Genomic DNA, 24506 nt, shown 5'->3' with positions numbered 1-24506 from the left:
ATTTTTAAAATGTTTAGGAATAGCTGTTGGAGCGGTTGCAATAATTGCATTTTGAAATTGGCTTTTTCAGTGTTTATGTCAGTTGCTGGATGGATTATTCCAATTGCAATTGTACTTTTTATTTATAAAAAATTTTTTGATTGATTAAAAACTTTAAAAATGGGAGAAATGTACATAAAATAAATTTATTTAATAAACAGGAGGAAAAAATATGGAAAGAAAAGATATACCAAAGGAATATAAATGGAATTTAGGCGACATTTATGAAAATTATGAAGAATGGAACGAAGATCTTGCAAAAATGGAAAAAATTCAAGAAGAACTTGTTGGATATAAAGGAAAATTTGACAAAGAAGATAAACTTCTGGAATTTTTGAAAAAGCAGGAAGAGTCAGAAAAAATTGCTTACAAGCTTTATAGATACCCACAATTTGCAAGAGACCTTGACTCATCGGACAAAGAAGCAACTGAAAATATGCAAAAAATTCAGTTTTTGTTTGCAAAAATGGGAACAGAGCTCTCTTGGGTAAATCCAGAACTTATTGAAAACAGAGAAAATATTGAAAAATGGATTCAAAAAAAAGAATTTTCAGATTACAGATTTGGACTTGAAAACTTGTTTAGACTGCAAAGCCATGTTTTGGATGAAGATAAGAGTAAGCTGCTTTCTTATTACAGCTCATATTTTTCAGCACCAAGAAGCATTTATTCTGAAATAACAGTAACTGATGTAGATTGGCCTTTAATTAAACTAAATAATGGCAAAGAAATTCAAGCGACTGCTGCCAATTACAGTAAAGTTGTATCTACAAATAGAAATCAAGAAGATAGAAAATTGATATTTGAAAATTACTACGGAGTTTTTGAAAAAAGAAAAAATACGATTGCAGCAATTTATAATTCAATTTTGCAAAAAAATATAGCAAGTTCAAAAGCCTACAATTATAAATCATTTTTATCTAGTGCCTTAGAAGATAACAATATTCCTGAAGATATTTATTTGAATTTGATAAATACTGCAAAAGAAAATACTGCGCCGCTAAAACGATATATAAAATTGAGAAAAGAAATTTTGGGCCTTTCTGAATATCATAACTATGATGGTTCGATAAATCTTGTTAAATTTGATAAGGAATATGAATATGACGATGCTAAAAAAATTGTTTTAAATTCAATTGAACCACTTGGAAAAGATTATACGAAAAAAATGGAGAATGCGATTTCACAAGGATGGCTTGATGTGTTTGAAACACAAGGAAAACGGTCAGGTGCTTATTCTGCTGGAGTTTATGGAGTTCATCCATATATGCTTCTAAATTACAACAAAACTCTTGACAGCGTATTTACATTGGCACACGAATTAGGACATACTTTACACACTTTGTATTCTCAAGAAAATCAACCGTTTTCAACATCAGATTACACAATTTTTGTCGCAGAAGTAGCTTCAACTTTTAACGAAAGACTGCTACTTGACTATATGCTTGAAAAAACGCAAGATCCGACTGAAAAAATAGCACTTTTGGAACAGGAAATTAGAAATGTTACTGGAACATTCTATTTTCAAGCATTACTTGCCGATTACGAATACCAAGCGCATAAATTAGCGGAAACTGGACAACCAATTACAGCTGATGTTTTAAGCAAGATAACAGAAGACTTATTTTACACTTATTACGGCGACGAAATTGAAAAAGATGAATTATTAAGTATTTTCTGGTCAAGAGTGCCACATTTCTTTAATTCACCGTTTTATGTGTATCAATACGCAACTTGTTTTGCATCTTCAGCAATTTTGTATGACAAAGTTATAAAAACTGAAGATGAAAATGCAAGAAAAGAAGCACTTAAAAGATATATTGAACTTTTAAGTTCAGGTGGAAATGACTTTCCGATGAATCAATTAAAAAAAGCTGGAGTTGATTTGAGTAAAAAATCTACGATTGAAGCGGTTTCTAAACAACTTGACGGTTTACTTGATAAGTTGGAAAATGAGATAAAAAAAATAAATAAATAAAATAAACAAATTAAATTTAAAATTTTTAAAAATTTAGGGGGATTGCTTTTATGAAATTTGAAGAAAAATTTAAAAATTTATTTCCTGATATGAAAAAAGGTATTGGGAGATTTCCTGTAACTGTTGTTTTTAGCTTGATACTTTTTATTGTAGCAATTTTTACAATTGAGAGTGATTTTTATATTCTTCCTGAAGAGGACCTTTGGATAAAATATTTGATTATCGCAATCCCTCTTTCTGCGTCAGTTGAACTTGTAAGAGAAAAATATTTGGAAAATAAACGCTCGAATTTTTTTAGAATTACTAGCTTTTTTGGAATATTTTTATTTATTTTTTTCTTAAAAATATTTTTTAAAAATCATTTTGCAACTGAAACAATTAATATTACTGCGACAATATTAATATTTTATGTACTTTTTTATTTAATTCCGATTATTTACCGAAATGAAGATAAAGAAAAATATTTACAGTCGGTTGTTGGAAATCAAATGATTACGATAGGTTTTTCTATAGTTTTATTTTTAGGACTTTCTGCTATAGTCGGCACAATTGATGTCCTTCTTATAAATCTTCCAAATACGATATATTTTGATAATTTCGTATTTTCAGCATCAATTTTTGGAGTGGCATTTTTTGTTTCAAGATTAAAAGAAAAAGATGAAAGTCTAAAAGATTATAATTTGCCAAAAATTGTAGAAGTTTTAATTTGCTATATTTTAATACCGTTAATTTTAATTTACACAGCTATTTTATATTTATATTTTGTAAAAATTATATTTACTCTAAAAATGCCAAAGGGAATTGTGTCACATTTAGTTTTATGGTATACGACTTTTAGTTTATTTATAGTAATTATGGCAACTCCGATAACTTATAAAAATAAATTTGCTAAATTTTACAAAAAATATTTTCCGTTAATTTCTATCCCACTTATTTTACTGGCACTTTTTTCAATAAACGAGAGAATTTTTCAATACGGAGTTACAGAAAATCGTTATTTAGTGGTAATTTTAATACTTTGGCTACTTTTTAACATGATTTTTATCATAAAAGCTGATGTGAAATGGGTGCTTATTTCATTTATTTTTGCAGTTTTAGTCGCTATTTTTAGTCCATTTAATTTAGTAAATGTTTCAATAAATAGCCAAAATAAACGGCTTGAGAGAATTCTTAAAAAAAATGGAATCATTCAAAACAAAAAATTTATAAATAAAAATAATGAACTTTCTCAAAGAACTAAAAATGAAATTATGTCAATAATTGATTATTTTTACAATAACGCTTCGGAAATAAAACGAAAAAAAATAAAAATTTTAGGAAAAACATATGAAAAACCAGAAGATTTTATGAAAGTAATCGGTGTTAATGATTCTTGGAAAAGTTATGAAAATATTGATATTCAAGAAAAAAACATTGTTTCTGACATTGCTTTAAAAACAGATGATGATATTGAAATTACCAAGATAAAGGGATATGATTACTTAATATATGATTTTAGCGTTTCATATCCATTGGATACAAATGAAACAAAAGAAATTGACAATAACGGCTATAAAATTATATTAAAAAATGAAAATTTAACGATTAAAAATATTCAGAAAAATATTGAAATATTAAATATTAATTTGAACAAAATTGCAAATGAAATTTATTTAAAAATAAAAGAAAAAGCTAAAAGACAAAATCAAAGTTATGTCAAACTTCCTGAAAACGATTTAACATATTTATCTGAAACTAAAAATTCTAAATATAAAATCGTATTTTATGAAATTCATTTGAGTGAAGATGATAAATTTAATAATTTAAATATAAATATTTATTTTAGCGAAAAATAAAATTTTTATATTTTATAATTTTATAATTAAATTTACAAATTTTTTATAATTTTTATTTAAAAATCAATTTTAAAAGGGAATGTTTTTATAATTTACGAAACATTCCCTTATTATTTTATATTCTCAACTTATTTTTCATCATTTTAAAATTCTAAATTTATAAATTTTAAATTAATATTTTTTAGCTTGTGAGCATAATAAGGCTTAAAAATGTTCCAACGAGTGCTTCTCCACCCATCAAGCCATTTGCAAATAACAGCATTCTGCCATAAAAACCTTTTGAAATCCGATTTGCCAAAAAACTTAAAATTCCGCCAAAAAATACTGTCAATGTGAAACTAAACGGCATATACATCCCTATTCCAAAAATTATTATATTAAAATTGAAAAATTTTAAAACTGCTCCGATTAAAAATCCTGTAAAAAATACATTTAAATGTGGAATATGATTTATTGAGTTCAAAATAAGCGAAATTTTTAGATTTGAACTCGCATACGATAAAGTTTTTCCTGAAGAAAAAAATAAAAAAAACAAAAATGTTATTATAAAAGAACTCGCAACTGCGCCAATCATCTGTGCCAAAAACTGCTCTCTCGGATTTATTCCAACTTTACTGCATAACTTAAAGTTGTTTAACACATCCCCTGCAAAAGAACAGGCAACGGTTACAACACACGCCATTAAAAATAATATTAAAGTTGTCAATCCAACGACATACTTTTCTCCAGAAATATTTAATCCGTTAAACAATTTATTTAAAAATGATATTAGCGAAATTGTTATAATAGCATTGATTTCTATTGGATTAACTCCTGTTTTTCCAGTTGTGTAGCCAGAAATTACCACGGCAAAAATCACTAAAAACATCGAAAGTAGCGATAAAAATAACGGTATTCTAAAAATCATATTTGTAAAAAAAAGATAAAAAATTGTCAAAAATAAGAGCTTTACCAAAATACTCGAATTTTTTATAAAATTTTCAAATGAAAATGTCTTTAAGAAAATACAAAATCCAATTCCAGCTAAAATTCCCATAGTCAAGCTAGATTTTACATTTACAAGGTCATCTATTTTATAAAATTTTGAAATCAAAGCTGAAATAAAATAAACTAAAATTCCACCTAAAAACCAAAGAAAAGTTTTTGAAAGACCTAAAATATATCCTATTCCAACTAATATTGGAGAAACATAAAAATTAAGACCGCTTTTTAGAAAAAAAACTGTTGGAACTAACGGTTTACTTCTGAAAAAACTCGCATCCCGTAAAATTGTCACAATCGAACTAACACCCACTCCAAATCCAACTGCTCTGGCATTTTGAATATTTTTTCCAGAATCAATCACATTAAAAGTGGCTTCTCCAACAGGAAATTCAAGTTTATCTTCATCTAACATCTTTGACCTAAAAATATACGACACAAATCCACCTAAAATACTTCCAACTAAAATTGTAAAAAACATCGTATCTCTGCTAATGCTTTCAATACTTCCTCCAAAAAGAATGTAAACTGGCATTGTAAAAGCTACTCCAGCTGCAATTGTAGTTCCACTTCCCATAATCATTTGAGTAATTGCTATTTCTTTATCATTTGTACTTTTCAAAAAGTTTAAAATTAATATGGAAATTGTCGTAACTGTAATTGAAGACCAAGTTAAAGTCCCAAATTTTAAAACTGTGTAAAATGCACTAGACGAGACTAAAATTGCTCCAAGAACTCCCAAAAGAATGGAAGCGATTGTAATATTTAATTTTTTTGCTCCAGCCATATCAATCTTTCTCCTTCATTATATAAAAAGATTTTATAAATAAAATTGCTGCACCAATTATTCACAATTGTTGAAAACAAAACTTTAGAAATAAGAATAATTTTTACAGCAACTTTTTATTTGTTATTTTTTACTATTTTAAATTTTAAACAAAGATTATTGTGTGAATTATTCATATTAGACTGAAAGGGAATCCATATTTCAGGAAATCCCCTTCAATTAGCACTTTTGTGCTCTACAAAGTTCAGAAGTAGGAATAACTTTTTAACAATAATCTTTAGTTTATTTTAACATAAAAATCACTACTTATCAAGTTTTTTTAATAAAAATTCGATAAAATTTGTGCAAGTGGAATCGGATTATCTACATCAATTCTATCAAATATGACATCTGCCACTTCTTTATCAAAAACCTTTGTTCCTCTAGCTTTCACATTCATCTCAATCAAATCATACATTGTCATATATTCTTTGTTTACAAAATATTTCAAAATATCTTCAAGATAAGCTGCTTCATTATTTTGAAGTCTATTTTGATCTCTATAATTTTTACTGACAGGCAAATTCATATCAATCCAAATGTATTCTGATTTTTGTAAATCCACCAAAATTGTACTAGTTGTATAATTTTTCGATAAAATCTGAAAACCTTGACTAATTGCGGCGCTAAACATATTTTTTCTATCTTGCGACTCCTCTTTTGTAAGTTCTAAAACTCCCGCAAATACGCTGTTAATTTCCTTAAAATTAAAACCATTGTAACTTCTAACCGTCATTAAAATATAATTAATTCCTTTTTTCTTAATTTTCTCCAAATCATAAATATCAATAAATTCCAGTGCTCCATCAGGCGCATCCACAATATCTCCACTAAAAGCGAAACCTTCTTCAATTTGATTATAATATGCAAGTGAATTCAAAAAGTTAAACTCACTATCGAAATAAACAGCGGATAAATCAATATCTGTTCGAATTTTTAGTCCATCTTTTTCAAAATTTTTCCAACCAACAAAAAATCTCAGGACTTCGGCATCGCTGTTAAATTTGATTTTTGAACCTTTTGTCATCGGACGAAGTGAAATGTTGCTATCTTTTTCGCTCGTTGTAACTGCAATATTTTTATAACTTTCATCGACAAATACTTTTTTTAGTGAATCTTTTTCTTTTAACTTTTCAATAATTCCATTTTTTACAACTTCCATCAAGTCTTCTATCAATTCATCACTTAAAAATATCGTTTCGTCTATTTTTCTCCAAGTTCCTTTGCTATTCACAACTCTTGGAATTTCCATCTGTAAATTTCTAATTCTTTCTTTTTCAAGCGTTTCAATAATTTCAGTTTTATTTTTTTGTTCTTCAATATTTTTTTGCTTTTCCAATTCAGATTCATCTTTCTGTTCTTCCTTGAAAACAAGATTTCTGAAAACATTTCTAATTTTTGAGCGTTTTTCAGGTGAATTTTTTTTCTCAAAAATTTCTTCCACAGTTTTTTCTTCTTCTGTAATTTGCGAATTTTTAATTTTTTCTATTTTTATTTCTATTTCTATTTCTTTATTTTTTTTAATTTCTTCAAGTTGTTTTTTTTTCTGTAAATTTAAAAGTCTGTCGTAAAGTTGCAGTAAAACTCTTGTATTTACATCTTTCATGCATTTTTTTAGACCATTTATCAAAATATGATATTGTTTTTTATTCGAAATATTCAAAAGCGACAAAACTTGTCTAGCATAATCGCCAGAAAATTTTAAATAAAGTCCAATAAATTTCTCCAAATCTTTATTTGACATATTTGGAATATTTTTTTTCACTTTGTCAAAATAACCTTTTGGCGTTTCATATTCAAATTTTGAAAACAGCATATTCACAATTTTTTGAACATTTGGATATTTTTTCAAATTAATTTTTTTCGCATTTAATTTAAAAAATTTGTGCCACGGTTTTTTGTATCTTTTAATATCTGGAAAACTATTTTTTATTTTTTCCAATTTTTTTACAATTTGAGCTAACTCCGTTCTGCTAAAATATGCAAAGCAAATATATTTCGTATTCAATTCACCATTCGATAATTTCGTAATAAACCTCAAAACATCCGTAGCCGTGTCAAAATTTCCAATCAAAATTTTTCTTTTTTCCCAAACATAACTTGATAGTGTCGTAAGTGTTTCCTTCATCAAAATATTTTCAGAATATTCTTCCAATTCTTTCTCAGAAAATCCGTTTGATAAAAAGCAAACATCTTCCAAATATTGACTTGACAAAGTGACATTGCTAGAAAGCAAATTATAAAATAATTTTTCAATATCAGAATCAGCTACTAATTTTAAATGAGAAAGTTCAACTAACTGTGCTAGTTCATTTTTTTCATATCCAATATTTTTATTTTTTAAATTTTTATGTTTCGGAATATATCCAAACCAGTAATGAAGCATCTGATTTATGTAAATATCAGCCTCTTCCATATTCATCACTTCTTTTGGAAAATCTTTGTAAAAAACTTCATATCCTTTATCCGATTTAAAATCTTCAATATTTTCCAGCATTTCACGACATAAATCTATGGCATAGTCCCTGTCAACTTTAAAAATTGTCTGTGCCAACTTTTTTTCAAAAGTATATCCATAACCTTGAAATTTTTTTGTAATTGTAGCCATTTCAGCAATACTCAAAGTATTGTTTCTACTCGCTTTTTTAATATTTAGTTTTTGCTCTTGGACATAAACTCCGTTTAAATGTCGTAAAGTAATGCTATTTATTGATTTTATCATTTTTATTCCACCTTTTAAAATAGTTTATACTTAATTATACTAAAAAGATTAATATAAGTCCAGCACTAAATTTTCTCTTTATTAAGAAAATATTTTATTTAATTTTTTTATTTTTAGTTTTTAAAAAAGACTAGAATTTTTTTATTTTCTAGTCTTTATTTTAAAATTATTTTTTTAAATTTTTTAAACTTTTTAAATTATTCTTTAAAATATTTCAAAATTTCTTGCATAACTTTATCTGACTTTAAAATGCTTGAATGACTTTCCCCATCAATTATTTTAAATTTACAGTTTTCCAATTTTGCACTTTTAACTGGAACTGCTCCGTCACTTTCTCCATCTGTTATTACCGAATATAACGGATTATTTGCTCTATTTCCAACCATGACATAACAGTTGTAATCTGGCTCTTTCAGCTGATTTACAAAACTATCTTTTTGAACATTTATCTGTTTTATCGCTTTCCCCAAATATGGACTTAACAGTTCTGTAAAAAAATTTCCTGCCATTGAACTTCCGTGAGATGGTGGCGAAAGAAACACTACTTTTCCTAATTCTTCAAAAGTATTTTCTTGTAATTGATATCTCAAAACGACTGAACCCATTGAATGAACTACAAAGTTTATTTTTAATTTTTTTTTGTTTTCCGATAATCTTTTTTTATTTATTTCATCTAAAACTTTAATTTTTTTCTCAATTTCTGGCTCAATATATTTTCGTGCTATATCTTGAATATCATCTTTAGTAGTTGGATACTGAATATTAACTCCTGAATATCCATTTTTCTCCAATTTTTTCTCAATATACTCCAAATTGTCCAATTTACTGTAAATACCATGCATCAAAATAACAATATCTTTATCCGTCTTTTCAACATTCCCAAATTCTTCTGTCCTAAATTCATGCGTCAATATTCCAGCATTAATATTTATCGTTATTGACAATAAAAAAACAATTTTTAATATATAACTTTTTATATTTTCCATATTTCTCATACTTTTCCTTTTCACTAAGAAAGTCTATTACGAAAATCTTCATACTTAAATGTATGAATAACTTTTAATCCATCTTTTTCAGTATAAACCGCAATTGACGGAAGATTTATTCCGTTGAAAGTATTTGTTTTAACCATGCTGTAATGCGCCATATCGGTAAAAATCAGTTTATCCCCAACTTTTACTGGCTCATCAAAAGAATAATCTCCGATAATATCTCCTGCAAGACAAGTTGGTCCACCAAGTCTATAATTATATTTTTTCTCATTTGGCATTCCAGAACCGAAAATATATGGTCTATACGGCATTTCTAAAACATCAGGCATGTGACACGAAGCCGATGTATCAAGCAAAAGTATATCAATTTCATTTTTCGTCATATCCAGCACTTCTGATACCAAAAATCCAGTATTTAGCGCAACAGCTTCCCCAGGTTCAAGATAAACTTCTACATCATATTTGTTTTTTATATGATTTATGCATCTCACAAGTTTTTCTATGTCGTAGTCTTTTCGAGTGATATGATGTCCACCGCCAAAATTTACCCATTTCATATCATAAAGATACTTTCCAAACTTTTCTTCAAATATTTTTAGCACATTTTCCAAAGCGTCGGAATTTTGCTCACAAAGTGCGTGGAAATGAAGTCCTTCTAATCCAGAAAGTCTTTTTTCGTCAAAATTTTCCAAAGTCACTCCAAATCTTGAATATCTTCCCGCAGGATTGTAGATTTCTGTTTCAACTTCTGAAAATTCAGGATTAATTCTAAGTCCACAGCTTATTTTTTTTCCAGTTTCTTTTGTTTTAGCAAAAACTCTGTCTTTAAATTTAGCCCACTGATTAAACGAATTAAACACGATATGATTAGTTAAATCTAATATTTCATCAAATTCATCATCTCTGTAAGCTGGATTAAAAATGTGAGTTTCGATATTTTTATCAGAAACTTTTTTTTCCATTTCTTCATAGCCAAGTTTTGCCTCAAATAGTGAACTTGCTGTAGTTCCGTCCAAATACTGCGCTATTAACGGATAAAAATAAAACATTGAAAATCCTTTTTGTGCCAACAAAATTTTACATCCAGTTCTATCTTTAACACCTTTCAACACTTCCAAATTTTTTTTCAAAAGTCTTTCATCCACCAAAAATGATGGCGTTGGAAGATTTGTAATATCTATGTCTATATATTTATTTTTTGTCACTTTTCCTCCTAATTTAAATATTTTGTTAAAATTTTTGATTTAAAAAAATTTTCACAAAAACTAATCCACTAATTCAGGATTAAAATCTTCAATCCAAGGAAGTCCAAATTTGTTTAATGCATCCATAAATTTATCAGGATCAAGTTCTTCCACATTGTAAACTCCTGGTTTTTTCCACTCTCCAGTAAGCACCATAGATGCTCCAATCATCGCTGGAACTCCAGTTGTATATGAAATTGCTTGAGAGCTAACTTCTTTGTAGCATTCTTCATGTGTACAGACATTGTAAAGATAATAAGTTTTATCTTTTCCATCTTTTTTCCCTCTAAAAATATTTCCAATATTCGTCTTTCCTTTAGTTCTAGGTCCAAGTGAAGCAGGATCTGGAAGCACAGCTTTTAAAAACTGCAGTGGCACAATTTTTTGACCTTCAAAATCAATTGGCTCAATCGAAGTCATTCCCACATTTTCCAATACTTTTAAGTGAGTCAAGTAACTTTGCCCAAAAGTCATAAAAAATCTAATTCTCTTAATACCTTTTATATTTAATGCAAGTGACTCAAGTTCTTCGTGATGAAGCAAATACATATCCTTTTCCCCAATTTGCGGAAAATTATACACTCTTTTAATTTCCATTGGCTTTGTTTCCACCCATTTTCCATCTTCCCAGTAACTTCCATTAGCAGTCACTTCTCTTATATTTATTTCAGGATTAAAATTTGTCGCAAACGGATACCCATGATCTCCAGCATTTGCGTCAAGAATGTCAATATAATTAATTTCATCAAAATAATGCTTTTGTGCATAAGCTGAAAATACTCCAGTCACACCTGGATCAAATCCGCAACCTAAAATCGCTGTAATCCCAGCATCTTCAAATTTTTTACGATAGTCCCACTGCCATTTATATTCAAATTTCGCCGTATCTAGCGGTTCATAATTGGCTGTATCCAAATAATCTGTCTTAGTTTCAAGACAAGCATCCATTATTGTCAAATCTTGATAAGGTAGTGCCACATTTATCACAATATCAGGTTTATATTCATTTATTAATGCCACAAGTTCTGGCACATTGTCAGCATCAACTTTAGCTGTCTGAATATCAATTCTTCCCGCATATTTACTTTTTTCAATTGTTTCTTTAATTGCATCACATTTAGATTTTGTTCTACTGGCGATCATAATTGAACTAAAAACTTCTGAATTTTGTGCACATTTATGACACACGACATTTGATACTCCTCCTGCTCCTATTATCAACGCTTTTTTTCCCATTTCTTTCCTCCTGCTTTTATTTAATATTTTTAAATTAATTTATTAATTTATATAAATTATTCCATTTTGAATAAAAATATTTTTTATTCCATTTTCTCCGACAACAAAATTTATTTTTCTTGGTCTAATGTCAAATGTTCCTTTATTTGTACCTATTTTGTTTCCAGGAACCAATATTTTTTTACTTTCTGGAATTAAAATTTCAGCTGCCGATTTACTTACAACAATTTTTTTAACTTCATCTCCCAAAGGCAATGTTACACTATTACTTTTTGTTGATGGCGCATGTATTTTAAATGTGCTGTAATCAATTTGAACTTTGTCAGCTCCATACATTTTTATTCCTACTGTATAAACTTCCAACTTATCAAATGAAAATTTTTCCACTTTACTTTCAAATTTTGGTGAACTTTTAAAAGTACAAATTTCTGATGCAAATGAAAATGAGCTTAAAATTAGTACTGCAATCAATAATTTTTTCATATTTTTTCTCCTTTTACTTTTTACTTTTTACTTTTTATTTTTTATTATTTTTATTTTATTTTTTATTATTTTTATTTTTATTTTATTTTTTTATTTTATTTTTTTATCTCAAAATTTTTTAATTTAAAAATAAAAAATTTATGTTATTTCTTTTTAATTAGAATTTAAATTTATTTTTTATTTTATTTTTCTCAATTAATTATATCACAAATATTTTAAAATTTTAATTATTTTTATAAAAAAAATTACAACATTAAATGCTGTAATTTCGTTAATATTTTATAATTTTTATAATTCCTGTTTTAAGATATGTCCCATTTTTTCTTTTTTAGTTTTCAAATATTTTCCATCAATTTCATTTGCAGGAATTTCAATTTCTTCTCTGTTTACAACTTTTATTTTATAATTTTCAAGACCTTTAATTTTAGCTGGATTATTTGTCATAAGTGAAATTGATTTTATTCCCAAATCTTTTATTATTTGAGCTGCCACCGCATAATCTCTAAGATCTTCTTCAAATCCAAGTTTATGATTAGCTTCTACCGTATCAAATCCTTCATCTTGAAGTTTATAGGCTTTTAATTTATTCAAAATCCCAATTCCACGACCTTCCTGTCTTAAATAAATAACCAGACCTTCACCTTTTTTTTCAATTTCATTTAAAGCTCTGTGCAACTGATCTTGGCAGTCACATCTTTTTGATCCAAAGACATCGCCAGTCAAACACTCAGAATGAAGTCTTACACTCACATTTTCTTTATCTTTCACATTTCCTTTAATTATAGCAATATATTCTTTATCTTCTATTTTATCGCTGTAACCAACAAAGTCAAATGTCCCAAATTTTGTCGGTATTTTGACACTAGCTTCACCTTTTACCAATTTTTCATTATTTTTTCTATACAGAATTAATTCGTCAACTGTAATAATTTTCAAATTATGTTTTTGACAAAATGCGAACAAATCGTCTCTTCTAGCCATAGTTCCATCATGATTCAACATTTCCATAATAACTGCAACTGGCTCAAATCCAGCAAGTCTAGCCAGGTCAACTGCTGCTTCCGTATGTCCTCTTCTCTCCAAAACCCCATTTTCCTTAGCAATCAAAGGAAACATATGTCCAGGTCTTAAAAAATCTTCTGGCTTTTTATTCGGATTTGCCAAATCCAAAACAGTTTTTAATCTGTCAGCTACCGAAATTCCAGTTGTTGTCCCTTCAGCCGCATCTACTGAAATTGTAAAAGCTGTCCCGTGATGATCGGTATTGTGATGAGTCATTGGATCCAACATAAGTCTTTTAGCTACTTCGTGGGAAACAGGAACACACATAAGTCCTCTTGCTTCATTTATAATAAAGTTCATCCATTCGTAAGTTGCAACCTGTGCTGGAATTATCAAATCTCCTTCATTTTCCCTATCTTCATCGTCAACAACCACAACTGGAATACCTTTTTTCAAGTCTTCAATCGCAGCTTCGACAGTATCAAATTTTACTTTATTTTCTGCCATTTAAACCACTTCTTTCTTTTCTTTCTTTTTTTCCTTTTTTTATTAAAATCCATTTTTTTGTAAAAATTCCATTGTCAATTTTGATTTTTTCTGATTTTTTTCTTTATTTTCAGAGTTATAAAAATTATCAAATTTCAATATTTTTTCCACATATTTTCCAAATAAATCTGTTTCAATATTCACAAAATCCCCAGTTTTCTTCATTCCAACCGTAATATTTTCAATCGTGTGCGGAATAAGTGAAACCGAGAAAATTCCATCTTCATCATTTACATCAATTACCGTAAGACTCGCCCCATCAATGGTTACACGCCCTTTTTCAACGATATATTTCATATTATTTCTATGATTTTCATCCAGCTGAAACTCATAAACTTTCGCAATTCCCTTATCCGTAATTGACAAAATTTTAGCCTCGCAGTCAACATCTCCCATAACAAGATGTCCGCCTAAAAAAGTTGCAAGCGTAAGCGACTTTTCAAGATTGACAATATCCCCCGCTTTAGCCCGTTTCAAGCCACTTCTTTCAATAGTTTCAAACATCACATCTGCCGTAAAGTCACTTCCCTTTAATTTTGTAACAGTCAAGCAAACTCCGTTTACAGCGATACTATCCCCAATTTGTGCCTTTTCTACAACCTTTTTTCCTCTTATTGTAATTTCAATACTTGCATTTTTTTTCGCAAGATTAATAACTTTTCCAGTTTCTTCAACTAAACCAGTAAACATAACTTTCTCCTGATTTTTAATTTATTTTTTAATAGACATATTTGACAACTATTTTTTTCTTAACAAGGGGTCAAAACCTCTTGCTTTATTATATTTATTTCATTAAAGTTAAAATTTATATAGTTTTCAAATAAATTAAATAATTTATTTAAATTAATTATAATTTTTTTGCAAAAATTCTATTCCCACATTTTCGCCATAAACATTATATTTCACATTTTTCAAAATCACAGCTTCATCCATTTTTTCCCTATCAAATCCTGCAATGAAAGACTTCCCTTTTTCATCGCCTAAAATTTTATTGGCAATAAAAATTTCTCCAGCGTCAATTACATTTTCTTCAAATGCCTGTGAAATAAGCGATTGTCCACCTTCCAGCAAAATTGAATCAATTCCAATTTCTCCAATTTTACGAAGAATTTCTTTAAAGCTAAATTTTGTGCCATTTAAAAATACAAATTTAACTTTGCTATTTTCAGAAAAATCCAGCTGCTTTTCAGAATTTTCGTTATTTTTTGATGTGACAATTATTGTCTTTTCATCGCTATTTTCTTTAATAATATTGTGATTCTTTCCAGTTTTAAAATGTGGGTCAATAATGATTCTATATGGATTTATACCGTTTTCAACTCTTGCAGTAAGACTTGGATTGTCAGCTAAAACCGTATTTATTCCAACCATAATTCCCATAAATTTATTTCGATAAAACTGAACTTTTTCACGAGCAGTTTCATTTGTAATCCATTTGGAATTTCCTGTCTTTGTAGCAATTTTCCCATCTAAAGTTATCGCACATTTTAAAAACAAATACGGAATTTTTGTCATAATATATTTAAAAAACACTTGATTAATTTTATCACATTCACTTTTCAAAACATTTTCACGCACTTCAATCCCAGCATTTCTTAATATTAGCACACCTTTTCCAGCCACTTTCGGATTTGGGTCAGATGAGCCAATAACACATCTTTTTAGTCCCATTTTCACAATTTTTTCAGCACAAGGCGGTGTTTTTCCATAATGCGAACACGGTTCCAATGTGACATAAATCGTTGCATTTGACAAATCGTTTGAATTTTGAGCAGCTTCTTCCAAAGCGTAAACTTCAGCATGAGGCCCTCCAAAATATTTATGATAGCCAGTTCCAATAACTTTTCCATCTTGAACAACAACCGCTCCGACCATCGGATTAGGATTTACCGCTCCAGTTCCTTTTTTTGCCAGTTCAATTGCCATTTGCATATAATTTTTATCAATATTTTCTTCTATATTTTCTTCCATCTTATTATTTTTTTATTTTCCTTTTTTAATTAATTTTTTTAATTTTATTAATTTTTAAAATTATCCAATATTTTTTATTAAATCAATCATTTCTAATGCGCCAAATGCAACATCGGCACCTTTATTTCCAGCTTTTGTTCCAGCTCTTTCAATTGCTTCTTCAATATTATTTGTAGTTAGCACTCCAAACATTACAGGAAGTCCTGTTTGCAACGAAATTTGAGCCACTCCCTTAGAAACCTCTGCACAAACATAGTCAAAATGAGGTGTTGCACCTTTTATAACGGCTCCTAAAGTTAAAATTGCGTCATATTTTTTTGATTCAGCCATTTTTTTAGTGATTAAAGGTATTTCAAAAGCTCCTGGAACCCAAGCAATATCAATGTCTTCGTCATTTACATCATTTCTTTTAAGCACATCTACCGCTCCACCAACTAATTTTGAAGTGATAAACTCATTAAATCTCCCCGCAACTATTCCTATTCTCAAACCTTTTCCATTAAATTTTCCTTCTAGTGTTCTCATTTTTATTCCTCCTGAATTTTATTTTGTTTATTTTTTAAATTTTTATTTTTTTATTTTTTTATTTTAATAAATTTATTTTAAAATAAAAAAACTGGATTATGAAATCCAGAGCGTTTTTTACTTAAGAAAATTTTTTATAATTTTTTGAATTTTATTTATTTAATAATCAAAATTATTTTAATTCAAATAATCATATCGCTTCTCTCATCCAGACTTTACTGTCGGTAACGGAATTACACCGTTTCATGCAACTAATAGTTAATTTAGCTTTGCTCGTGGACTTTACCACCGGTCAGGAATTTCACCTTGCCCTGAAGTCTTACTCTTAGAATCATTATATACTCTTTTTTTTATTTTGTCAAATGATTTCATTTTTAAAATTTTTCTAAAATTAAAAAAATTTAATTATTTTTATCTAATTTAAAGTTTTATTTTTTTTAAATTAATGCTATAATACTTCAAGTGTCGCCAAAATAGACATAAAAATAAAAATATATTAAATATCGAAAAAGAGAAAGGATTTTTAAAAATTTATGAAAAAAAAGGGACTTTTAACTACGACGCTTATGATGGTCGCAATGCTTCCTGGAACTTTACAAGCAAAAGTTTCCAAAACTAAAAAACCTATAAAAAAGAATAGTTTAGCAACAAACTCAAATTCAAAAACTATTTCAAGAAAAAAAATAACTTCTTCTAATTCAGGAATTTATTCAATTCCAAAAAATAATAAATCAGAACTTGTCACAGAAAAAATGAGTGAATTAAAAAAATATCACGAAAAAGTTCTTCATTCAGGGACAACTGCTCAAAAGAAAAAAGTTTTTACTCAAAAAAAACTTTTGACAGCCTATAGTCACTGGAAAGGAACTAAATATGCACTTGGTGGCGATTCTAAAAAAGGAATTGACTGTTCTGCACTAACTCGTCGAGTTTATCGTGAAGTTTACAAAAAAGAGTTGCCAAGAGTTGCCGCTCAACAAGTAAAAACAGGAAAAAAAGTTTCCGATAAAAATTTGGAGCCAGGAGATATTTTATTTTTCAAAACTAACGGTGGAAAAACGAATCACACTACCGTTTATGTCGGAAATACATTATTTATAAATGCTTCTTCTTCAAAAGGAGTTGTTATGTCTTCACTAAAAAGTCCATATTGGAAAAAATCTTACAGATATGGAGTCAGAGTAAAAAAATCATAAAATAAATTTTTACAATCCCTAATATATATTGTATTTAGGGATTTTTTTATAAAAAAAATCACAGCTAAATTAATAACTGTGATTTTATTTTCTATACTTAACTAATAAATTAATCTAAATCCTACACCGCTTCTTACATTTTTACCTTTAGTGTCGTATCCAGCATTTACTGTAACACCAAATCTAGTGTTATCTACTCCGATGTTAAGGTCAAACTTACCATTTCCTTTTCTATCGTCTTTTTCTCCTCTTATTCCAAACCAGTCTGCATTTGTGTATCTAACTCTTCCCTCGTTATTTACATTTCCAACTTTTCCTAACTCATTTTCATAAGCCGCTGTAAGTCCAACAGATAGATTTGTTCTTACTGCCAATGGCTGAACATATTTAAATTCTGCACCAGCTTCTGGTTTTACTGAGAAATAGTCATTTCCTTTGATTTCTAATCTCATTTCTCCAGAATTTTCTTTTATATTGCTAAATTTCCCATATTCCATTTTCAAAGCTCCATAAGGTCTCAAATGGGTTCTTTCAGAAAGTCTTATATCATATCCTAAATCTGTCTTTAAAGCCGCTCCATAAGAATTATAATTTGATTTTGCTTGGAATATGTCATCTACAACCAAATATCTACGTTTCATTTCATTAATACCTGCAAATACATCTCCACCAATTGTCCATTGTAATGATCCATTATGGTCATTTTCTGGTGACATTGTTTTAAAGACTCCTGCTTTAATTTGAGTTTGATTTTCTCTTGAATGTCCTATATCTTTAAATTTAAATCTATTTGTCACAGCTCCAGCATACCAACCTTGAGAATTTCCCATCTTAATAGCTTCATCTTCATGAACATAAGCTACTCCATAAGCATTGCTTGTGTAGTCAATAATTCCAGCTGTATCTGTATTATACTCATCTCTCATTCCAAATACTTTAATTTTATTATTTTGTTTAGATGGATTTCTCCAGTCGTGTTTTAAATATCTAAATTCTTTATCAAGCATACTTCCAGTTGCATTTATTCTCATTTGAGTATTTCCATATTGATGACCCATCATTTCATCAGCTGCCTGATATAATAAAACTTCTTCATTATTTCCTATTCCATTTAACTTGTCAAATAATGATTTTTCTCTAGTTCCTAAACCTTCAACTCCATATCTTTGTTCAAGTCCATCTAGGAAATTATATGAATCTGTAGAATTTACAGGAGTATTTTCATTTCCTGCCCATCTAGTGTATGGAATTTTTGCTAAGTAAGCATTTTCTATTGTTCCATCTGTTTGGTTTTGTGCTACACTTGACATCCATGTAAGTGAACCTGAATAAATATTCCATTTTCCAATCTGTGGATTATTTAAAATCATCTGATTATATGGTGCAAGTATTTGTGGACTTAATTGAATATATTTACTTGTTGTATTTTGTGCCGCTTCTGTCCCTATAATCAAATCTGCATTCTTTAACGTACTCAGATTACTTAATCCAACTATTGGTCTTGTAAACCGTTTGTTTGAAGTGTCTATATACATTCCTATTGTTGAAACTTCCATTGGTTTGTATTCTTCTCCTGTCGTTGTCGCTACTTCTGGTACTACTGGCACTCCGTTTACTGTTATTGTCGCTGTTGATGAACCTGATGGCGCATGTATCTTAATTCCCGCCATATCTTTTGATATTTCATGTCCTGGCTGCGGAATCTGAGTATTTACTGATCCTGCTCCTCTTATAGTCAATGTTCCGTAGTTCTTGATTATTCCTGGATTCTGTCCTGCCACATTTCCTTTTGAAAGTAATCCTACCGCTTCATCGGCATTAATATCAATTGTTCCGTTATTTTCTATTGTCGAACCGTTCTTAACTACAACTCCGACTACCTTCTTTAATCCTGTTCCATTTGACTTGATTGTTCCGTTATTTATTCCTTCTGCTCCGTTATCAAGGTACATTCCTGTTGTGTTGCTTGCATTTAAGTTAATTATTCCACTGTTTACTACCTTTGTTCCTTTGTTTACTCCATACATTCCTATACTGTATGGTCCTACTACATTAATTATTCCCTTGTTTTCTATATTTCCTGTATAAGCCGGTGTTGTCGCATCCCCTACATATCCTGCCGCCATTCCTATTGCATACTGGTTAGCTGTCGGATCAGAATTTGAAGCTCCTACTGTTATTGAGACACCTGGATTATTTACCGCACTTCCTCCATTTATACTGTAAATTCCTACGTTTCCTATTCCTGAGCTGTAGTTAATATCTGCATTATTTACTACATTTCCTGCTGAATAAAGTCCATAGTTTAGTGAACCAGTCGAAGTTAACGGTGTATTGTTTATCACTGTTCCTGATGTATCTCTTGAGAATACGAAGACTGTGTTATCTCCAACTGTCTGTGAAGTCATATTACTTGTTATTGTGTTTCCTGTTCCTTCATTTATGAATCCATATGAACCGTTACCAATTGCCATTGTAGAACCTGCATCCGCTGTTACGTTGTTTCCTGTTCCTTTTGTGTATACCCCAATTGCTTCATCTTCTCCCAGATTAATTACAGAACTGCTTGTTAATCTAACGTTTCCACCTGTACTTAGTATTCCCTTACCTTTGTTTCCAATATTTAGTGTTCCGTTATTTACCACATCTGCACCTTCAGAATAGATTCCATAAGCTTTTCCGCTTTTATCTGTTATTGTTGCTGCATTTGTTAGGGTTCCACCATTGTTCATATATACACCAACGATTCCTTTATTACTTCCGCTGTTTACTATATTTACATCTGTGGTATTTGTAACATTATGTCCTGCTCCACCTTCATAGAAAATTCCTGCTGCCGAATTATTTGCAGAACCTGTATATTTTATTTCTAGTGCTGAACCTGTCAATGTGCTTCCATCATTTTTAACAAATATTCCGACACCTTTGTCTTTTACTTCTATTCCTGTATTAGATACAATATTTACAGGCGAATTTTCAGCATACACACCTATTCCATTTGTTCCTACTGTTATATCTGAACTTCCTGTTCCACCAAGATTGACAGTCGCTCTTTTTGCTAGTATTCCTACTGCTGCATCTCCTGTCATTATGATTTTCCCAGTGTTTGTGATACTTCCATTTGAAGCTACCAGCCCACGTCCTGCAATATCGTTAGTTTCTCCATAAAGTCCTATTGACTGATTTCCACCTACTGTTATTGTACCTCTATTATCTAACTCAAGAACTTTGTCAGTTGCAGTTAATACTTTTGCATCAGTTCCATATGCCTGTAATCCTGAAGTTGCTGAAGCAAATGCTGCCATACCAACTCCGCCATTTGTAATGTTTATTGTTCCTGTGGAATTATTTGTAAATTTACTTCCATTTACTCCATAGGCAGCTATTCCATTGTCCATATTTATTGCACTCTGATTATCCAGGTATCCATAACTTGTATTAATAGCTGTTGTTCCAGTTGGTGTACCTCCTGTTATATTTATAGTTCCTTTATTTGTATATCCTGAATCCATATTTGTCGTAGCATGTTTATTAGATCCCAATGCAAGTCCTTTCCCCGTAGCAGAGCTTACTGTTACTCCTGGACTTATTGTTACCTTTTCTCTTGCAAGAACAAATTTGTTAAAGGCTTCTGTTGTACTGTCTAAATCTATATTTCCATCTATAAAGAAATCGCCATTTATATAGTAAATTTTGTATGAATGTCCACCATCATTGAAACTATTAAGTTTCATTTCACTCTGAATCACATTGGCTATTGTTCCGCCTGTCCAATGAACTGGCGCATGTCCGTCATGTGAACTCAATACTACTCCATCTCCTGTCAAGTTTACATCTACATGTTGCATTCCATTGTATTTTGTAGCTGTACCTGAAGCTGCTGTATAATCTGATGCTTGTCCAGGCATTAATATTCCATTGGCAATATTTATAGTAGTATGTCCTGTAAAGTTTACGTGCCCTGTATTATTAGCAAACATCGGTGTACTTTTATCATGATCTTTCGCTTCATTTTCAGAGTGGTCTATTATTCCTCCTGCAAAATTAACTGTTCCACCGTTAGTTGCCACCAACGCTCCATCTTTTCCTGTTTTTATTGTATTTCCTGTTCCATTTAAGTTTACAACTGAAGAATTGCCATCTGCCATTCCACCAATACCATGAATATCAGCATTTCCTGCTATAGTAACAGTTCCGCCAGAACCTGCATATGCTCCTATATTTGTGTATAAGTAAGGTTTTGTGGCTGAATCTCCTGATGCTCCTGTATCTTTAGCAGTTATATTTTTATCTGCAATTACAACTCCATTTCTTTTCGCCAATGCTACTATAGAGCCATATCCATTTGCTGTTACATCTTCTTTGGCATTAACAATACCTTTATTGTCTCCTAACAATGCTACAGAGGGATTTGGTATTGCTCTTGTAACATCTGATCTTCCTGACATAATTACAGGAGCATAAAGGTTGATTCTACTTCCTTGTCCTCTTAGTCCAGCTGCTACCCCTCCAGGCATATTTTTATTATCCCATGTGCCTGTCGCATATGCAATCACAGTTCCTGTTGCTGCCTGGTTTGAAGTATCATCAACTGAACTTGTCAATGCTGAAGCTGAATCTTGAATTGTTGTAGAAGGAGTGATTTCTAAATACGGTGTAGTCCCTGTTGCATTGGCATCTGCTTTTTGTGGCCTTGCAACATCAATTACTGAACCTTGATCCGCCGCAAACATTATACCATCTGTAGAATATTTACCAAAATAGATTTTAGCAGCCCCTATTTCCAAGTTGTGAATTTTATCAATGTTATAGTCAGGAAAAGTTGTATCAGGTGAAGGTGCTCCCAAATCGTCTTGAGGAACTATTTCAACCCTTTGCCCTGATTTTGAATATACTCCAACATTTCCTACTGAAGCAGAACTATCTCCTATATTCGCTGCGACATCAATTTCTCCTTGATAAATACCAATTATAGATTTTGCCCAGTCCTGTCCACTTTGTCCTTTTGCAGTACCGTCATTATAGTGTGGTATTGATGAATCTCCATGTCTATTGTCAAAAAATAACGAAACATTTGAATTACCGTTAATTGTACTGTTTCCTATTTTTATGTACGGAGTCATTTTAGCATCTGTAGGTGTTGCATTTTTATAATCCTTTTCTATACTTCCACTGCCTACTAAATTTTGCCAGTTAGGAACATATCCTAACCCTAAATATACAAGGTTTTTATTACCATTAATTGTGTATTTTCCGCTACTTTTAATTGCCATACTTCCTTGCACACCCATTACAGAATAAATATAATTATCATTTGCATTATTAATATTAACATCAAGAGTTCCTGTAAAGCCTCCTCTTTGTTTATACGCACTATAATTGCTTGTCTTTGCCAATCCAAAATAAGTTGTTGGATACCCATAAAACACACTGTTGTTAGTTCCATCTATATTAACTGTTGTACTTGTTAATTTTACTTTTCCTGAATGCCATGCTTCTGTTGAGATAAAAGTTCCCAAGCCATGCAAATATCCTGTCACATTTTCAATTTCTCCATCCCAGACTGTATGAAGTGCAATAGTTCCTTTAGGATAAGAGTTTGCATCTCCAGCAACATGAACTGTTGCATCACTTAATTTCCAATGCTGCGTTCCATTTGGTTGAGTATTTGTATTCAAATAAAATACATTTGTTACTCTGCTTGCGGCGGGTGTCATTAAAGTTCCACTAGCATTATATTGGTATACTGATTTATTTGCAGGTCGTGCTGTACCCGGATCCCATCCCGAGTAATAAGTATAACTTTTACCATCTTGAGGTTTTGTGCTCCAAGGAGATTCTGTTGAAAGTACATTATGTGGATTAAACTTATATTCAGATATAGGTGTTGCGCTTACTGAAGGAAGTTTATTTGGCACTGTAACTATAGAAGGTGCAGGTATCTCCAATGAAGGCGGCAATAAATTAGGTACTCCCAAAGCATTTAACTGTGGCGCTCTTATTCCCAAATCTGGAATATCTATCTTTACTGTTTTAGGCCTGATTGAGGCTTCCACATTCATTTCCACAATTGGTTCTTGTGCTGGGTCGTTACTTGCTATTCCGTATGATGAAGGAATTCCACTTCTTAAATTTGATGAGGCTGAACGTCTGTTTGCTCCCAAAGATAAATCTCCGTAATGGCTACTTAAAGGCGAAGTATATCTTTCAAATGAGTTTTTACTTCTCTCAAATCTTCCTTCGTAAGGATATTTTTCTTTCTTATCTCCTCTTCCCTTATATGTTCCATTCCAATTGTTGTTAAAATAATTCATACCATATTGCCAGCTGCTCCAAGGTGATTTTACAACATGATCTCCCTGTTCCATCAACTGAATTAGTTCTAAGTTTGTATCTCTAAGCAATTTATCATTTTCATTTCTTGCTTTTTTGAATTGCAACCTCATGTCTTTTATTGAGCTGTTTATCTGTCTAGTTTGAGTAGCTATCGCATCTTCGACAGAAAATGTCACGTTTGAAATTCCTAACGTTATAATTCCTGTCAAAAGAAACGTAATTAATGCTGAATCTGTGTATTTAAAGTCTTTTACTCTTTTGGCAAAAGCTTTTAAATCTTTTTTTAGTTGTCTTAAATTATTGCTTCCCATGATCTTTTTCCTTTCAAAACTGTTTTTATATGTTTTACATTTCAAAGAATTTTTTTTGAAAATAAAAAAATTTCAAGAATAATTTTTTTAAGTGAGTGATAAGTGAAATTTTTTATTTCCTCAAAAAAAACTTTTTATTATACACTACAATTATACTAAAAAAAGAAAAAAAAACAAGTACTTTTTCTGAGAAACTTTAAAAAAATATAAAGTTTTTTTTGTTTTTAGTAATTCTTTTCATTTTTTTTTTAAGGAACAATATTATACTACTACACCACAGTTA

14 protein-coding genes and 1 riboswitch are annotated in these 24506 nt (G+C 30.1%); of the genes, 3 read left to right on the top strand and 11 right to left on the bottom strand.

All coding sequences use genetic code 11. From position 1 onward, the window contains the following. Positions 1-211 precede the first annotated feature (211 nt). Together pepF and J5A73_RS03490 are read left to right on the top strand one after the other, a co-directional pair. Positions 212-2017, top strand: coding sequence for an oligoendopeptidase F (gene pepF / locus J5A73_RS03495; RefSeq protein ID WP_211616665.1), 1806 nt, complete (start codon positions 212-214; stop codon positions 2015-2017). A 50-nt stretch (positions 2018-2067) separates the two neighbouring features. Next, a complete protein-coding gene (locus J5A73_RS03490) occupies positions 2068-3852 on the top strand; it encodes a DUF4153 domain-containing protein (protein WP_211616663.1) in 1785 nt (594 codons plus the stop codon). 181 nt (positions 3853-4033) lie between these two features. Here J5A73_RS03490 and J5A73_RS03485 read toward each other — a convergent pair whose 3' ends face one another. The 10 genes from J5A73_RS03485 to ribE all read right to left on the bottom strand — a co-directional run bounded on the left by J5A73_RS03485 (position 4034) and on the right by ribE (position 16380). Beyond that, entirely contained in the window at positions 4034-5620 is a 1587-nt protein-coding gene (locus J5A73_RS03485) for an OPT/YSL family transporter (RefSeq protein WP_211616661.1), read from the bottom strand. A gap of 319 nt (positions 5621-5939) precedes the next feature. Next, positions 5940-8381, bottom strand: a complete 2442-nt coding sequence (locus J5A73_RS03480) for a TerD family protein (RefSeq protein WP_211616659.1) — start codon at positions 8379-8381, stop codon at positions 5940-5942. Positions 8382-8578: 197 nt separating this feature from the next. After that, entirely contained in the window at positions 8579-9367 is a 789-nt protein-coding gene (locus tag J5A73_RS03475) for a triacylglycerol lipase (protein WP_211616657.1), read from the bottom strand. A 23-nt stretch (positions 9368-9390) separates the two neighbouring features. After that, entirely contained in the window at positions 9391-10578 is a 1188-nt protein-coding gene (gene nspC, locus J5A73_RS03470) for a carboxynorspermidine decarboxylase (protein WP_211616655.1), read from the bottom strand. Between the two features lie 60 nt (positions 10579-10638). Then, positions 10639-11853: a saccharopine dehydrogenase family protein gene (locus J5A73_RS03465; RefSeq protein WP_211616653.1), complete on the bottom strand. Its 1215-nt coding sequence runs from the start codon at positions 11851-11853 to the stop codon at positions 10639-10641. A gap of 42 nt (positions 11854-11895) precedes the next feature. Continuing rightward, positions 11896-12336 (bottom strand): hypothetical protein, encoded by a 441-nt coding sequence (locus tag J5A73_RS03460; RefSeq protein ID WP_211616651.1) that lies wholly within the window; start codon positions 12334-12336, stop codon positions 11896-11898. A gap of 288 nt (positions 12337-12624) precedes the next feature. Continuing rightward, positions 12625-13845 carry a bifunctional 3,4-dihydroxy-2-butanone-4-phosphate synthase/GTP cyclohydrolase II gene (locus J5A73_RS03455; protein WP_211616649.1) on the bottom strand — a complete coding sequence of 407 codons (1221 nt, stop codon included), beginning with the start codon at positions 13843-13845 and terminating at the stop codon, positions 12625-12627. Positions 13846-13887: 42 nt separating this feature from the next. Beyond that, positions 13888-14574 carry a riboflavin synthase gene (locus tag J5A73_RS03450; RefSeq protein ID WP_211616647.1) on the bottom strand — a complete coding sequence of 229 codons (687 nt, stop codon included), beginning with the start codon at positions 14572-14574 and terminating at the stop codon, positions 13888-13890. A 153-nt stretch (positions 14575-14727) separates the two neighbouring features. Next, entirely contained in the window at positions 14728-15843 is a 1116-nt protein-coding gene (ribD, locus tag J5A73_RS03445; protein ID WP_211617272.1) for a bifunctional diaminohydroxyphosphoribosylaminopyrimidine deaminase/5-amino-6-(5-phosphoribosylamino)uracil reductase RibD, read from the bottom strand. A gap of 72 nt (positions 15844-15915) precedes the next feature. Beyond that, complete coding sequence (gene ribE, locus J5A73_RS03440; protein ID WP_211616645.1) at positions 15916-16380, bottom strand: 6,7-dimethyl-8-ribityllumazine synthase; 465 nt, start codon at positions 16378-16380, stop codon at positions 15916-15918. A 192-nt stretch (positions 16381-16572) separates the two neighbouring features. Next, positions 16573-16703: riboswitch (FMN riboswitch) on the bottom strand. 210 nt (positions 16704-16913) lie between these two features. On the opposite strand from ribE, the gene J5A73_RS03435 reads away from it, so the two are divergent. Beyond that, on the top strand, positions 16914-17576 hold the full coding sequence (locus J5A73_RS03435; RefSeq protein ID WP_211616643.1) for a C40 family peptidase: 663 nt from the start codon (positions 16914-16916) through the stop codon (positions 17574-17576). Between the two features lie 101 nt (positions 17577-17677). On the opposite strand, the gene J5A73_RS03430 is transcribed toward J5A73_RS03435, so the two are convergent. Continuing rightward, positions 17678-24223, bottom strand: a complete 6546-nt coding sequence (locus J5A73_RS03430) for an autotransporter-associated N-terminal domain-containing protein (RefSeq protein WP_211616641.1) — start codon at positions 24221-24223, stop codon at positions 17678-17680. Positions 24224-24506: the final 283 nt, after the last annotated feature.

This window comes from Leptotrichia sp. oral taxon 218, from assembly GCF_018128225.1.
Taxonomy (GTDB): domain Bacteria; phylum Fusobacteriota; class Fusobacteriia; order Fusobacteriales; family Leptotrichiaceae; genus Leptotrichia.
The sequence above is the reverse complement of the archived record's forward strand: the minus strand, read 5'-3'. Positions and strand labels throughout refer to the sequence as shown.